Consider the following 14768-nt stretch of genomic DNA (forward strand, 5'->3'; position numbering starts at 1 on the left):
CATGTCTCACCCGGACATTCCCCACACGATTGACGCTTTTCATCGCGGCCGGTTCCACCTCATTCAACCGTCTGCAAGAGGTCACAGGTCCGGCATCGACGCCATGTTGCTGGCGGGTGCCGTTCCCGATGACTTCAGCGGCGCTGTCGCTGATCTCGGGGCTGGCGCCGGAGCTGCCGGACTTGCTGTTGTTTCCCGGTGCAGCAGAGCAACTGCCACCCTTATCGAGCGTTCTCCGATAATGACAGATTGCGCGCGATTATCATTGGCTTTGCCAGAAAACAGCGCTTTTTCAGGACGTTGTGAGATCATTCAGGCCGATGTCACATCAACGGGCAAGGCTCGTATGGCTTCAGGACTCCTAGATAACAGTTTTGATTTTGCCATTATGAACCCGCCTTTCAACGAAGCAAAAGACCGCGCAACGCCTGATGCGTTGAAGGCTGAAGCCCATGTCATGACCGAGGGAATGCTGGAAAAATGGGTTAAAACCGCCGTTTCCATTGTAAAACCCGGCGGTTCAATTGCGATTATCGCACGGCCTGCATCAATCCAGGACTTGCTTGCAGCACTGCAGAGACGCTTTGGCGGACTGATCATAGTGCCAATCCAGCCAAGACCGCAGGACGCTGCAATCCGGATTATCATAACAGGCGTGAAAGGCAGTCGCGCCGGGCTGACATTTCACCCCGCATTGGTCATGCACCACGAAACCGGGAACGAGTTTACCGAACGTGCAATATCAATAACCAACGGGATCGCTTCGCTGTTTTAAACTTTCGTACCATTGTGATTTTTTCTGCATCGCCTACATGGTCTGGAAGTAAGCACGCAAAAGGAGACCCGCTTGGCTCGATTTATCCGGAAGTTACTGCCCCGCCGTTGGCGCCCAGACCATATCGAGATTCCTGTGGTGCGCCTGCATGGCGCTATCATGTCTGGAGGCAGCCGCTTTCGCAACGACCTGTCTTTAAGCTCAACGGCAGGCATGCTTGAAGAAGCATTTGCCAACAAGGATGCCCCGGCCGTCGCACTTTCCATCAATTCTCCAGGTGGTTCGCCGGTACAATCACGGCTGATCTATCGCCGTATCCGCGATCTGGCCGCTGAAAAGAACAAAAAAGTCTATGTTTTTGTTGAGGATGTCGCAGCTTCCGGCGGCTACATGATTGCCGTGGCCGGTGACGAGATCATTGCCGACCCGTCGTCAATTGTGGGTTCCATAGGTGTTGTTTCTGCGAGCTTCGGGTTTACCGAATTGATCAAAAAGATCGGCGTCGAGAGACGCGTTCACACAGCCGGCTCAAACAAGGCCACACTTGATCCTTTCAAGCCGGAAAACAAGCAGGATATCGAGCATCTGAAAGCCCTGCAGCTGGAAATTCACGAGACCTTTATCGATCTGGTAAAAGAGCGTCGGGGCGAAAAACTCACGAATAATCCTGATCTGTTTACCGGCCTTTTTTGGACCGGAACGCGTGGGTTGGAACTTGGGCTCGTTGATGGTCTTGGCGATATGCGCTCGCATCTGCAAGCGCAATATGGCCCCAAGACCAAGTTGAAGCTCATTTCACAACCGCGCGGACTATTTGGCCGAAAACTCCCTTCAGCCGAGATCAAGTTTCAGGGTTTTGGGGCTGGCCTTGCCGATGGTATTGTCAATGCCGCAGAAGAACGGGCACTTTGGTCACGTTTTGGCCTTTAACCTGCTGTGTATTTTGGCAAGGACATCGCGCCGTGCTATAATTGGCGAGAATAGCGGCGCCAGAATATTCGGGGATTATGGACGATGCCACAACTGATCTTTTTCCTGCTTGTCGGCATCGCCGCCTATTACGGATATCGTTCGTTCAAACGCGAAGCTCAGCGCGTATCGAAACGTGTTCGCGAGGCGGAGAAGGAAGTCCAGAACAGTGCCCAAGGCACGCTGGTTCAAGATCCGGAAACCGGTGAATACCGCCTGCGCAAAGACTGATCCAAAATGCTTGCCAGCATTGATCAGACAATCAGCCTGATTGCACCCGCAAAAATTAATCTGGCTCTCCACGTTACCGGGCGCCGGAATGATGGTTATCATTTGCTCGATAGTCTTGTGGTGTTCGCCGGATTCGGCGACAGGATCAGCGTGAGCGCGGCTGATATAGACTCCTTCCATATGTCAGGCCCCTACGGTCACGCCCTCCGTGCTGACGGTTCAAACCTTGTATTGAAGGCTCGTGACAGCCTGCGCGTGGACTTTCCTGAACAGGCATTTCCCGTTGCAATCACGCTCGAAAAACATTTGCCAATTGCTTCCGGCATCGGTGGCGGCTCCAGTGACGCAGCGGCAACATTGCGGGCATTGATCGACTTGTGGGACATAGAAATTCCTTCCCCGAACCTCACAAGGTTGGGGCTGGCTCTCGGTGCTGATCTGCCTATGTGCTTGCTTGGCAAACCGTTGATTGCCCGAGGAATTGGGGAGGAACTTGAGCAGATTGCAAAGTTTCCTCACCTGCCAATCGTACTGGCCAATAATGGCGCGGCAGTTTCAACCCCTCAAGTGTTTGGTGCACTCAGGAAACGCAATAATCCGGCATTGCCTGCCCTGCCCGAATTGCACGCCATCAGCGATGTTTGCACCTATCTCGATGGGACGCACAATCATCTGTTCCCCGCCACAATGGAACTTATGCCGACCTTGAACGACACCATGACAGCGCTACATTCCACCAAACCATTGCTTGTCAGAATGTCCGGTTCTGGTGCGACCTGTTTTGCAATTTATGACAGCGACGAGGCGGCAACTGCTGCTGCTTCAAAGCTGCGAGCAACCCATCCAACATGGTTTATCGCTGACACATATTGCGGTGAAGAAGGATATTAAATTGGGCCAGAATGCAGAGAGAGCTTTCGTCTCCATTAAAATTGCTGTTCTCACCGTATCAGACACGCGCACGCTAGCGGATGACAAATCTGGCAGCACACTTGCCGAACGCATCACTGGAGCTGGTCACATATTGGCAGATCGCGCCATAGTGACCGATGACGTGACCAAGATCCGCGAGCGCGTGCTTTCATGGTCAAACGACTTGGAAATCGATGTCGTTATCACAACGGGCGGCACTGGATTTACCGGAAGGGATGTAACTCCGGAGGCACTTGAGCCAATATTTGAAAAGCGGATGGATGGATTTTCGGAGGTCTTTCACAGGATTTCCTATGACAAGATCGGAACCTCTACCATACAGTCCCGTGCAACGGGCGGCGTTGTAAATGCCACCTTTGTTTTTGTTCTTCCCGGGTCACCGGGTGCCTGCAAGGATGCTTGGGATAACATCCTTCAACATCAGCTTGATTACCGGCATATGCCCTGCAATTTCGTCGAGATCATGCCAAGACTCGATGAACACCTCAAACGGGGCGTTAAAGCCTGATTCAGAGCGCTTCGCTGTTCAATGAATGCAGCTTGTCTTGCGGAAGCACAGTGCTAGCCCGCAGGAATTATTTCTGCGCGCAAGCGTTTCATCGCAAGGCCGCGAGCCAGATCAGCAGCTTTTTTGTCAGGCTTCAACAATGCCATTGCCTGACGTTTTGAAATCAGCAAACCATCGGCAATAGGGCTTCGCTTTGAAAAAAGCCGGTTGAACAGGGGCTTGCGATGCGCGTGCGAGCAACTAAAGCAGGCAGGCCCCTGCGCACGCTCCACATGTACTGCAACAGGCTCAATCCAACCATCCAGCAGCCGTGCGCCGGGCTCCAGCAACAGGAACCACTCACTTCGGGCTCGCCTGAAACCATCAATGAGCGTCTGGTCCTGCAGGAAAATACCGCCCGCAGCATCGGCCACTCTGTGAGTTTGGTCAGATGAACCATAGTCCACAACAATCACGTCGCTAAGCAGCCCTTCAACAGCCCCACCTACCAGACCGGCAAGGGTTCTGGCCAACAATTCGTCTGAGTTTTGGGTTTCAATCAGGACGGAGATCATCACTAGCCAATATATCAATGTGACTAGAATATCCATAAATCGTTTTGCCTAAATTGTTCTTGCTTTGTTCTTATTATTTGATAGGAATAGATTCACGTTTGAAGGTGCCGTCGAATCGGTTTTGCTTCAGGGAGAATGCAGATGAACATTGTGGTGCAGGCAGATAAAGCGGCTTTTGGAAGTGGCCGGGCACAACATGCCAACGCTCTGATTGAAGATGCAGGTCTGCGTATCGATAGTGAACGTAGACGCGGACGCGGAGCCGGGATGAACCCGACAGGGCGCTTCGAAGCGGAGAGCCGTCATGTCTATGATGATGGCTGGGAAACGATTGAAGACCTCCCACCCTTCAAGACGGAAGTGCAGCTTGAAAAGCCCCGCACCATCATTACACGCAACGACTCGCCGGACATCAGCTTCGACAGGTCCATCAATCCGTATCGCGGCTGCGAACACGGCTGCATCTATTGTTTCGCCCGGCCAACGCACAGTTATATGGGACTGTCTGCAGGGCTGGACTTTGAGTCCAAGCTCTTTGCCAAACCTGATGCAGCGAAGATGCTGGATAAGGAGCTTTCCAAACCCGGTTACACTGCCAAGACAATTGCCATAGGCACCAATACCGACCCCTATCAGCCCATCGAGAAGAAATGGCGTATCATGCGCGAGATACTCCAAGTGTTGGAGGAGCATCAGCATCCTGTTGGAATCGTTACAAAATCAGCGCTGGTGGTACGGGATCGGGACATCCTCTCCCGTATGGCGGAGAAGGGTCTGGCCAAGGTTTGTCTTTCAGTGACGACCTTGGACGGAAAGCTTGCCCGTACAATGGAACCCCGCGCCTCAACGCCCACGCGGCGGCTGCAAGCCTTGCGAAGCCTTTCTGAAGCGGGGATTCCCGTTGGCGTTATGGTCGCTCCGTTGATCCCCGGACTGAACGATCATGAGATCGAACGCATTCTTGATAGTGCCCGCGCCATGGGCGCACTGGAGGCCGGCTATGTTCTGCTCCGCCTGCCACTGGAAGTCAGCCCGTTGTTCAAGGAATGGCTGCTGCGCAACTATCCGGATCGCTACAGGCACGTGCTTTCGCTGGTTAGATCCATGCGCGACGGCAAGGATTACGATGCCGAATGGGGCAAGCGGATGCGGGGCGAAGGCCCCTATGCCTGGCAAATCGGGCGGCGCTTTGAGATCGCTGCAAAACGGCTCGGGATCAATGTAAACAAGAAGCGCCTGCGGACAGACCTTTTCGCGGCAACGCCCGGAAGCGAGCAATTATCGCTGTTTTAATAATCCTCTTCCATCAGGTGCGATCCCCATCCCCACCTGATGGTACCCTTGGGTAGCTTTGCCCCATCAGCTACCCGGGGACTTGCAGAGAATCAGGACGAATGCGAGAGTCGCCGCAAGATGTCTCGATCACGTTCTGATTCTCTGCTGCTTCCTTTGACTGCTGACAAGCCAGATTTTGCCAGTGAGCGAAAGCTTATGCGTTCCGGCCTCCACTTTATTGCCGGTATTGATGAAGCAGGCAGAGGGCCGCTGGCAGGACCTGTGGTTGCCGCTGCGGTCATTCTCGACCCAAAGAAAATTCCTGTCGGCCTTGATGATTCAAAGCGGCTGACTGCCAAACGGCGTGAAGAACTGTTTGAAATCATTACAAAAACTGCCTTGGCCTGCTCCATATCGAGCATTTCGGCTCCGGCAATTGATGCAACCAACATTTTGAAAGCCGCGCTTGAAGCCATGCGCCGCGCGACATACGGTCTGTCGATTATTCCGCAGCACGCATTGATTGATGGAAGGGATGTCGCTCCCGGTCTGCCTTGCGAAGCAACGGCGATGATCAAGGGCGACCAGCGCTCGGTTTCCATCGCTGCTGCATCCATACTTGCCAAGGTGACTCGAGACAGAATGATGACCCAGACGGGACAATACTACCCGCTATACGGACTTGAAGCCCATGCGGGCTATGGCACGGAAATCCATCGCAATGCGATGGAAGAGCACGGTCCCGTTTTAGGGCTGCACCGCTTCAGTTTCTCGCCGCTCAAAGAGCGCCAAGCCTGATTTCAATCTAGGGCAACCAAATTACAATCAACAATAGCAATTTTGCTCGTAAAATCTCTGATTTTGCTCACGGTCTTCAATTTTTTGCTCGCATTTCTCTACATTCTGCTCGATGTCATTCGGGCATTGCAGAATTTTCCCACCAAGCAAAAATAAAGCCGCCTTGCGGCGGCTTCGTTCAGTTTAAAAATCAGTCTTCTTTTAGTTCAAACGGGATTTGACTTCCGAAAGCGACGACTTGAACAGATCGGCAGATGTCTTGGCATCAACCTTTTCCGACAAAATCTTGCTCGCCGCTGCAACAGCGATATCTACAGCCGAAGAGCGAACTTCGTTAACTGCCTCAACCTCTGCCTGTGCAATCTTCTGCTCGGCAAGCTTGTTGCGACGAGCAACATAATCCTCGGTTTTCTTCTTGGCTTCCTCAAGGAGACCCTGTGCTTCACGCTGCGCAATGGCAACGATATCGCTGGCTTCCTTTTCGGCTTCCTTGCGCTTGCGCTGATACTCGGCCAGGAGCGATTGAGCTTCTTCGCGCAGGCGACGAGCTTCTTCAAGTTCATCGCGAATTTTGTCGGCACGCGCATCCAGAGATTTGCCGACGACGCCAGGAACCTTCAGGTAGACGACAAGCGCCAAGAAGAGAATGAGGCCAACGAGGGCATAAAAGGTTGCATCCAATTCCATGACGGTTCTCCTTAGCCGCGCACTGCTTTAACAGCAGCGGAGATTGCAGGCTTGTCGACGGCGCCGCCAAAAATCTTCTTGACGATTTCCGCAGCCGTATCTTCCGCAATGGAGCCTACTTCCTGCATGGCCTTGTTCTTGATGGTGGCAATGCTGGCTTCAGCGTCACTCAGCTTCTTTTCGAGAGCTGCAGAAATCTCGGCCTGTTCAGCATCGGCTTTCGCCTTTGCCTGATCACGGGCTTCCTGTGCAATGGCACCGGCTTTGTTTTTTGCGTCGGCGAGTTCCTGGGTATAGGCAGCCAGAGCCTCGTCGGATTCCTGTTTCATGCGTGCTGCCTGATCAAGATCGGTAGCGATGCGGTCACGTCTCGTTTCGATGATACCACCGATACGCGGCAGAACTACGCGGGACAGAAATACATAGAAAACTGCAAATGTGATTGCCAACCAAAGCAGCTGAGAAGCAAAATGGTTGGAATCAAAGGGAGGGAACACGGCTTTGGCATGACCGGTTTCCGAATGCGTTCCCGCTGTCGGATCTGCCGGAGCGTGCGCATCAGGCGTTGTTCCGGGCGCAACCGTATCGGTATGGGCCGGTGCTTCGCTCTGAGCGACTATTATATCTGTTGTGGATGCGGCGTTAGCCGAAGACACGAACATGCGTTGTCCCCTTGATTGAACTTCAAATCATACTGGCTGCGCTGGCCCCATAGCGACCGGGCGCAGCCAATATCGTAAGCCGTTATTATACAGCGAAGAGAAGCAGAAGAGCGATGAGCAGCGAGAAGATGCCCAGAGCTTCAGTAACGGCGAAGCCGAATACCAGACGGCCGAACTGGCCATCAGCTGCGGATGGGTTGCGCAATGCACCGGAGAGGTAGCTGCCGAAAATGTTGCCAAGGCCAAGTGCTGTACCGGCCATACCAAAACAAGCTAGACCTGCGCCGATGTACTTTGCTGCTACGGGATCCATATTAAACTCCTTGAGGATAGATCGTTAGAATAGATTTGCGTTAGGCGGACATTCCGCCGGTGAACTGTTTAGTGACCGCCGGGATGAACTGCGTCGTTCAGATACATGCAGGTAAGCACGGTGAAGACGTAGGCCTGAAGGAAAGCCACCAGGAATTCCAGACCCGTCAGTGCGACAGTCATAGCCAGCGGCAGAATTGCGCCACCGATTCCAACTGCACCGAATGCGCTGAGCGAAGCCACGAAACCGGCAAACACTTTCAGTGTAATGTGGCCAGCAAGCATGTTGGCGAACAAACGAACCGAAAGGCTGATCGGACGGGAAAGGAAAGAGATAATTTCGATTGGGACAACGAGCAGCAGAAGCGGCCCGGGCACACCGGAGGGCACAAACACTCCGAGGAACTTGAAACCGTGCTTGGCAAAGCCATAAACAAGGACTGTTCCAATAACCAGAACCGCAAGAGCAAACGTCACGATGATCTGGCTGGTGATAGTGAAGAAGTACGGGAACATGCCAAGCATGTTGGCAACGAGCACGAACATGAACAGCGAAAACACGAAGGGGAAGAATTTCATTCCCGCACTGCCCGCCGATTCTCGCAATGTCGAAGCCACAAATTCATAGGCCATTTCCGAAACCGACTGAAGACGGGTTGGGATCAGACCGCGATTTGATGAGGTGAGATAGAGAAATGCCGATGCAACAGCAACCGTGGCAACCATGAAGGCAGAGGAATTGGTGAAAGACAGATCAACGCCGCCAACATGCAAGGGAACCCATTGCGCAATGTGGAATTGATGAATCGGATCGTTGGACACTATTACCTCGTCTCTAATTCTGTTCTCACGAACGATGACCCTCAGCGAGCCCTATTCCGGTTTGTCATGGTCAGACTTTTTTGAAAAGTCCAGCCCTTGATTTTCCGCCACATGCCCTGCAGAGCGCAGGATATTGAGCGTTCCAGCACAAAAGCCCAAGAGGAGCAAAATGATCAGCCCCCACGGCGATGTACCCAAAAATCGGTCAGCTAACCAGCCCAACCCCGCACCGACCAGAACACCGGCGATAAACTCGCTGGACAGTTTCATGGCTTGCGCGACACCGGAGGCGGTTTCCGTCCCCTTGTCTTCCGAACCGGCTTTACGGACTGCACCCTTGGAAACAAGTTTCGATTCCAGATTGCGGCGCCGAAGCTCCAGTTCTTCCGAAGTTAGTCCCCTGCCAGCACCCGGCGTGTCACCGACAGAACCTGACTTATCGGGATCGTTACCCGTTGCCAATGGCATGTCCTTTACACGCTGAATGCGAGGCTTCATCCCCGCTTCGAAGTCGCGCGCAACATATTGTCCCGATCCCCGCTAGTCAAGGCGAAGAGTCGAGACTCTCCAAGGTAATTTTTTTACTAGAATTCAATGCCTTAGATAAATATGACTTTCCCGCTCATCTCTGACAGTCAATTTTCTCCGCGAATCTGGCGTTTGGCCTGAAGATGCAAGTTATGTAATTTGGTTATTTCCGGCGTCATGCCCATCAGTTTAAAGAGCCCGTACGGGCAGGAAATGGAAGATTTTCTTCTTCAACCACCGCCAGAGATGACTTAGCAAATAGGCCGACAGTTTTGACCGCCGCCTTCGAGCCCATCGGTGCAATTTGTAGCTGCTCCAATGGGCCAAGATTATACCTCGGGAAATCTTAGCGTGAAGCGTTGCTCAAGAACTTCCGTCCCCCACTGACGGCCCGGCTGCTCTTCAGTGAGAACAAAACCATGAGCCTCATATAGACGTCGGGCTGCGTCCAATCCTTTGAATGTCCAAAGCTGGACCTCCAGGAATCGCTGTTCTACACAAAATGAGATCGCCTTATCCAGCAATCGTTTGCCAATTCCCGCACCGCGATAGCCATCTTCCATGATGAACCAACGCAGATGCGCCGACCGCCCACCAAGATCTTCACCATCAATTGCAACTGTACCTATGATTTTGTCCCCGTCCTTCGCCGACCATATCCGATTGACAGGGCGCTCCAGCCTGCCGGAAAATTCGGCAATTCCGGCCGCCACCTTGCTTTCAAAGAAATAACCAAAGCCATTCGTGCGAGCATAGTAACGACCATGCATCTCAGCACATCTACCAATGATTCCGGGCTGATAGCCGCTTTCGATCGTAATTGCTGTTGGTGGAGATGAGACCTTACCTGCGCGGCGATGTTCCAGCGCACCGGCATAAGCGACCAGTCCATCACGGACCCCGGCCTGCATGGTTGCGGGGAGATCGCCCAGCGCCGATATTACCACATCGTCGGCATAAGCATTGATTGCTGCAAGAGTGCTGCGCCCCTTCCCTGTCAATGACAAGGATTTGGAACGGGCATCTTCTTCGTTTGGTTCTTCGCTCAACTCGCCCGATAGAACGAGTTTTCGTACCATACGACTAACGCTGGATTTTTCGAGATCAAGTACAGTACATAGATCAGCAGCAGTCAGTGTTTCGTTTCGGCCAATTTCAATCAGAGCGTGAACGGAGGATGGAGCAAAATCAGTTCCCGCCAAAGTTGGCCGCATGAAGCCAAGTTCACGGACGATCCGACGCGATGCATCACGTATCAGAGCAGTGTCAGGCAGCTTGTCCATTCGATGGCTCATCAATATAGTTGTATAATACAACTATATTCCAACGGTGTTATGTTGTAAATGGGCATGTTGGACGACCATTTTGGGTAGTTCGCGTCAGTGCAGAAGTCCCGCAACCCCGTTTCAACCCAGCGTTTCTTGCGGAGTGCAAACTTTTTCAGGAATAAGCTGATGCAGCTAGCAATTTGAGAGCAAAAGCAGCAGGCACCGAGCCAGCCGGTGTATCGGAGAAGATTGGCCTCTCCGACCTTGGCAAGGGCCTTGCTTTCAAAACTGGAGGTGAATCTATGTGGTACAAGCCATTTAGCTTCACCCTTACAATAAAGAAAACCCGGAGCAGCTGGACACTGATCTTCCGGGTCAACTTTATTAGATAAGGAAACGAGGATGGGTGAAAGCCCATCCTCAACTCCAGAAACATTTATATCATTATTTGCGATATTTCCAAGCCACACGTCACCGCCCCGTGCAGATTCAACCGCGCGTTTCTTGCGGGTTGCAGAATTTCCAAGAATAGACTGCGCAGGTCCAAATCAGAGATTTGAGAGCAGAAACAGCAGACACCGAGCCAGCCGGTGCATCGGAGAAGATTGGCCTCTCCGACCTTGGCAAAGGCCTTGCTCTCAAACTGGAGGTGAACCTATGTGGTACAAGCCATTTAGCTTCACTCTTACAATAAAGAAAACCCGGAGCAGCTGGACACTGACCTTCCGGGTAAACTTTAACAAGTGAGAAAAGGGGGCGGACGAAAGTTCGTCCCCGCTCCAGAAACATTTATATCATTATTGTAAAAATTTCCAAGCGCTCATTAAATCCAGCCGCCACCATATGTGCGATAGAAAATGTGCTGACCAATCTTGTCGATACGTTTCATGGTGTGAGCCCAGTTCGCCCGCACATAGGTCGCGTGGTAATGGGTAGCTGAGCCAATTTCCGGTAGGAATATGCGCCCGGAAGTAACCGCCATGGCAACTTCCTGTGCCACCTTCCACTGTTTTGGTTCGGTAACGCGCAGCTTGCGCCCCTCACAGGCAAAAGAGAACTGGCAGCGGTTGATCCAATCATCGTTCTGATAGACCACATTGCAGATTGTCTTTGGGTAGGCCGGATTACGAACACGATTGAGGATAACCTGAGCCACCGCAGCCTGTCCCTTGACGCTTTCGCTTCTTGCCTCAAAATAAATGCCTGTCGCCAGGCATTTTTGTTCTGCAGCAGTAAAGACAACTGGTGGCAAGGGGGTAGCCAGCCAATCATGGTCGCCTTTGCCGAGTTGTGGAATGAACCGCCCTGTTTGTTTGGGCTCGGCCAGAATGGAATCGAATGGCGACGTTTTCGAATAATCCGGCGCAACCGGAGCGTAGCCAAGCGCCAGTATATCCGGCTGGTTATTATTGATCAGCTCCGCAAGCATTGGAGCATCCGGCTCGATTTTCTCAGGCACGCGATTATGGAATGCGAGAGCAATCTGGATTTCCTTGCCAGCGATCTTCGGCTTGGCAAAAGCCATATCGACTTCAATGCCATGGGTCGGCCGGACAATCATGCTCTGGCGCTGCAATATTGAACCTGCGCTGAAAGCTTTCGGTGGAGCCTTCTTGCTGATGGAAACAATACGCCCCTGCTTCTCTGCGCGGTTTATGCGTGTTTCGTCCGGGGTGGCGCCTGGCGCTTTCTTCGAGCCGTTGATGGCAACAGACCCTATTCCGGGAGCATTGATACCGCTGTCGGGTATCGATCCAGTTGCGATTCTATCGACAAAAGACATGTTGGCCTTTTGTACCGAGCCCGCCGGTGATTTTTCAAGATAGGCGGTCCAGCGGCCTTGCCCCGATTCAGAGCCGGAAAGCAGGCTTGTCATATCCTGATAAGCAACGACTGTAGGGGACAGCAGATAGAGTGCTGCACCTATCAGGATTGGACCAATATATTTGCGATTTGCCTGTTTAAGATAAGGCCGGCCTTTGCGGCGGGAACTCGTATCCCGCAAAACCTGATAGAAACGCACGCCGATACCCCACACTCACGACCGAACACTATGGCCATAAAAATGAAGCATTAACCTTGATGGAGAGTTAACAAAGCACGGCAGAAATTATTGGAATTAAAGTTTTGCGTGATTCGACGTCCGGTCGCACCACGCAAATGCAAGATATTTAACGCTTCTTCTTGGCGCGGCCCGCGAAAGGATTGTCCGAAGTGCGCAGAACAAGCCGGATAGGCACACCATGAATATCGAAAGTTTCACGGATGCCATTGGCCAGATAGCGCACATAGGAAGTCGGGAAAGCATCCGGGCGTGAGCACGAGATGACAAAACCCGGCGGGCGCGTTTTGACCTGCGTGATATACTTGATCTTCAGGCGGCGACCAGCAACAGCGGGGGGTGGATGATGGGCGAGAACGCCTTCCAGCCAGCGATTGAGGCGGCCGGTAGAAATACGGCGGTTCCAGATTTCATCTGTCGACGCGACAGCAGCCATCAGTTTGTCGATGCCCTGATTGCGCTCGCCGGAAATCGGCACGGCGCGGATGCCGCGAACCTGCGGCAACAATCGCTCTGTCTTCTCGCGCAAATCGGCAAGGACCATCTGGCGATTTTCCACCAGATCCCACTTGTTGAAAGCGATGATCGGCGCACGCCCCTCGCGAATGATCAGATCGGCGATCTGCAGATCCTGTTTTTCGAAAGGAATGGTGGCATCAAGCACAATAATGACAACTTCAGCAAAGCGGATGGCGCGCAAAGCATCGCCGACAGACAGTTTTTCCAGCTTGCCCTGAACACGTGATTTGCGGCGCAGACCCGCCGTATCGAAAAGCTTGATCCTGCGGCCATTCCACTCCCAGTCAACGGAGATGGAATCGCGTGTGATGCCTGCTTCCGGACCAGTCAGCAGACGATCCTCGCCAAGCATTGTATTGACCAGTGTCGACTTGCCGGCATTTGGCCGCCCGACAATTGCGATACGCAAAGGCTTCGACGAATCATAGGCCGGAATTTCTTCAGCATCAGGATCGTCAATATCGTCGCCGATCAAATCATCCATGCCGCGCGGCGCAGCCGGTATCGTCACAGTTACGGAATCATCCGTATTCGCATCAGCGGGCAGATACTCATCCGGGAAAACCCGCTCTTCGCCCATGGCATCGACAATAGCGTCGCGCAGGTCAGGAAAGCCCTGGCCATGCTCAGCGGAAATGGGGCAAGGCTCGCCAAGGCCAAGCTGATAACTGTCATACATGCCGGATTCGGCACCACGTGCTTCGGCTTTGTTTGCAACCAGAATCACTGGTTTGCCGGAGCGGCGCACAAGATCGGCAAAGGTCACATCGGTAGGTGTTACACCGGCCTTCGCATCGACAATGAAAAGAATGAGATCTGCTTCACCAATGGCTAGTTCGGTCTGGGCCCGCATGCGGCCTTCGAGCGAATCGGATGCCACCTCTTCCAGACCGGCCGTATCAATAACGTCGAACTTCAGATCATAGAGCTTGGCGGCATTGACACGCCGGTCACGGGTAACGCCGGGAAGATCGTCGACGAGCGCTATTTTCCGGCCCACAAGCCGGTTGAACAGCGTGGATTTTCCGACATTCGGACGGCCGATAATTGCAAGGGTAAAGCTCATCGGCTTAACGTTCCTAATCTTTATTAGCCGGCAGCTGCTGCAGGCGTAGCGCCGGTGCTTCTGAGCATGTCCAGCATTGTATCGGCAAATTGACGGATATTGGCAGGCGCTGCCTGATCGTCCGAAATCTGCTTGAAGAGTTTGGTTGCGTCTGCACCACGACCGGCTTTCCACGCGGCCAGACCAAGGGCTTCGCGGGCGGAATGGCGCATTGGATTGGTATCCGAAGACAAGGCTTCAACGCGGCCTGCCACATCATCATAGGAACCGGTATCGACCAAAATCAGCGCTGCACGCAATTTCGCCAGATCGCGTATTGATTGCGGCACCGAATTGTCTGCGGACACCTTATCAAAAGCTGCAACTGCTCCGGCAAGATCACCCTTCTGGGCAATCACACCAGCGGCGCGCATCCGGGCCAGTACGGGATAGGCTCCGTAACCATCTTTCTCAAGCTGATCGAGGGTCTTGAGCGCTTCATCGTTCTTGCCGTCACGAACAAGGTTGAGCGCAGCCAGAAACTGATCGCCGGACTTCGAGGCTTCTTTTTCAGTCCAGTATTCATAGAACGCGAAGGCTGCCGTACCGATGACGATTGCAACCACGCCGCCTATCAGCAATGTGCTGTAGCGTGCCCAGAACGCCCGCATCTTGTCGGAGCGCAGTTCCTCATTTACCTCACGGAAAAAGCCGTCGTCAGTCATGGTGCCTCATGAATAGTTATCGCGCGACCGCCAGAGGCAGTCACGCAAGGAGTTCAGGGGGCTTTTAGTCGGAAACTGCGCGCGATGTAAGGGGC

Annotated in this window: 17 protein-coding genes; 7 read left to right on the top strand and 10 right to left on the bottom strand. The window is 53.0% G+C overall.

Translation table 11 applies throughout. The features are described from left to right. The first annotated feature begins 1 nt into the window (after position 1). From PMI41_RS12570 to moaB, 5 genes are all read left to right on the top strand, one after another. Positions 2-775, top strand: coding sequence for a methyltransferase (locus tag PMI41_RS12570; RefSeq protein WP_008125303.1), 774 nt, complete (start codon positions 2-4; stop codon positions 773-775). Positions 776-847: 72 nt separating this feature from the next. Next, positions 848-1705 carry a S49 family peptidase gene (locus PMI41_RS12575; RefSeq protein WP_008125304.1) on the top strand — a complete coding sequence of 286 codons (858 nt, stop codon included), beginning with the start codon at positions 848-850 and terminating at the stop codon, positions 1703-1705. 84 nt (positions 1706-1789) lie between these two features. Then, positions 1790-1975 (top strand): hypothetical protein, encoded by a 186-nt coding sequence (locus PMI41_RS12580; protein ID WP_008125305.1) that lies wholly within the window; start codon positions 1790-1792, stop codon positions 1973-1975. Between the two features lie 6 nt (positions 1976-1981). Then, positions 1982-2866: a 4-(cytidine 5'-diphospho)-2-C-methyl-D-erythritol kinase gene (locus PMI41_RS12585; RefSeq protein WP_008125306.1), complete on the top strand. Its 885-nt coding sequence runs from the start codon at positions 1982-1984 to the stop codon at positions 2864-2866. Between the two features lies 1 nt (position 2867). Beyond that, positions 2868-3416: a molybdenum cofactor biosynthesis protein B gene (gene moaB, locus PMI41_RS12590; protein ID WP_008125307.1), complete on the top strand. Its 549-nt coding sequence runs from the start codon at positions 2868-2870 to the stop codon at positions 3414-3416. 53 nt (positions 3417-3469) lie between these two features. Here the strand turns inward: moaB and PMI41_RS12595 are convergent, their stop codons facing one another. Beyond that, positions 3470-4006 (bottom strand): hypothetical protein, encoded by a 537-nt coding sequence (locus PMI41_RS12595; protein ID WP_008125308.1) that lies wholly within the window; start codon positions 4004-4006, stop codon positions 3470-3472. Between the two features lie 105 nt (positions 4007-4111). Here PMI41_RS12595 and PMI41_RS12600 point away from each other — a divergent pair, with 105 nt between their 5' ends. Both PMI41_RS12600 and PMI41_RS12605 read left to right on the top strand, forming a co-directional pair. Continuing rightward, positions 4112-5263, top strand: a complete 1152-nt coding sequence (locus tag PMI41_RS12600) for a PA0069 family radical SAM protein (RefSeq protein ID WP_008125310.1) — start codon at positions 4112-4114, stop codon at positions 5261-5263. A 120-nt stretch (positions 5264-5383) separates the two neighbouring features. Next, positions 5384-6043 carry a ribonuclease HII gene (locus PMI41_RS12605; protein ID WP_040854768.1) on the top strand — a complete coding sequence of 220 codons (660 nt, stop codon included), beginning with the start codon at positions 5384-5386 and terminating at the stop codon, positions 6041-6043. A 201-nt stretch (positions 6044-6244) separates the two neighbouring features. Here the strand turns inward: PMI41_RS12605 and PMI41_RS12610 are convergent, their stop codons facing one another. The 9 genes from PMI41_RS12610 to PMI41_RS12655 all read right to left on the bottom strand — a co-directional run bounded on the left by PMI41_RS12610 (position 6245) and on the right by PMI41_RS12655 (position 14673). Next, positions 6245-6724: a F0F1 ATP synthase subunit B gene (locus PMI41_RS12610; RefSeq protein ID WP_040854805.1), complete on the bottom strand. Its 480-nt coding sequence runs from the start codon at positions 6722-6724 to the stop codon at positions 6245-6247. A gap of 17 nt (positions 6725-6741) precedes the next feature. Continuing rightward, on the bottom strand, positions 6742-7392 hold the full coding sequence (locus PMI41_RS12615; RefSeq protein WP_008125313.1) for a F0F1 ATP synthase subunit B: 651 nt from the start codon (positions 7390-7392) through the stop codon (positions 6742-6744). Between the two features lie 85 nt (positions 7393-7477). Then, positions 7478-7705: a F0F1 ATP synthase subunit C gene (locus tag PMI41_RS12620; protein ID WP_008125314.1), complete on the bottom strand. Its 228-nt coding sequence runs from the start codon at positions 7703-7705 to the stop codon at positions 7478-7480. A gap of 68 nt (positions 7706-7773) precedes the next feature. Further along, on the bottom strand, positions 7774-8526 hold the full coding sequence (locus tag PMI41_RS12625) for a F0F1 ATP synthase subunit A (protein WP_008125315.1): 753 nt from the start codon (positions 8524-8526) through the stop codon (positions 7774-7776). 51 nt (positions 8527-8577) lie between these two features. Continuing rightward, on the bottom strand, positions 8578-8988 hold the full coding sequence (locus tag PMI41_RS12630) for an AtpZ/AtpI family protein (RefSeq protein ID WP_052025894.1): 411 nt from the start codon (positions 8986-8988) through the stop codon (positions 8578-8580). A gap of 395 nt (positions 8989-9383) precedes the next feature. Continuing rightward, positions 9384-10337 (bottom strand): helix-turn-helix domain-containing GNAT family N-acetyltransferase, encoded by a 954-nt coding sequence (locus PMI41_RS12635; RefSeq protein WP_008125319.1) that lies wholly within the window; start codon positions 10335-10337, stop codon positions 9384-9386. An 808-nt stretch (positions 10338-11145) separates the two neighbouring features. After that, positions 11146-12327 (bottom strand): cell wall hydrolase, encoded by a 1182-nt coding sequence (locus tag PMI41_RS12645; RefSeq protein WP_052025895.1) that lies wholly within the window; start codon positions 12325-12327, stop codon positions 11146-11148. Between the two features lie 166 nt (positions 12328-12493). Further along, the gene (gene der / locus PMI41_RS12650) at positions 12494-13969 is read right to left on the bottom strand and encodes a ribosome biogenesis GTPase Der (protein ID WP_008125324.1); all 1476 of its coding nucleotides are present in this window, start codon (positions 13967-13969) and stop codon (positions 12494-12496) included. Between the two features lie 23 nt (positions 13970-13992). Then, on the bottom strand, positions 13993-14673 hold the full coding sequence (locus PMI41_RS12655; RefSeq protein ID WP_008125327.1) for a tetratricopeptide repeat protein: 681 nt from the start codon (positions 14671-14673) through the stop codon (positions 13993-13995). Between the last annotated feature and the right edge of the window lie 95 nt (positions 14674-14768).

The organism is Phyllobacterium sp. YR531 (assembly GCF_000282595.1).
Taxonomy (GTDB): Bacteria; Pseudomonadota; Alphaproteobacteria; order Rhizobiales; family Rhizobiaceae; genus Phyllobacterium.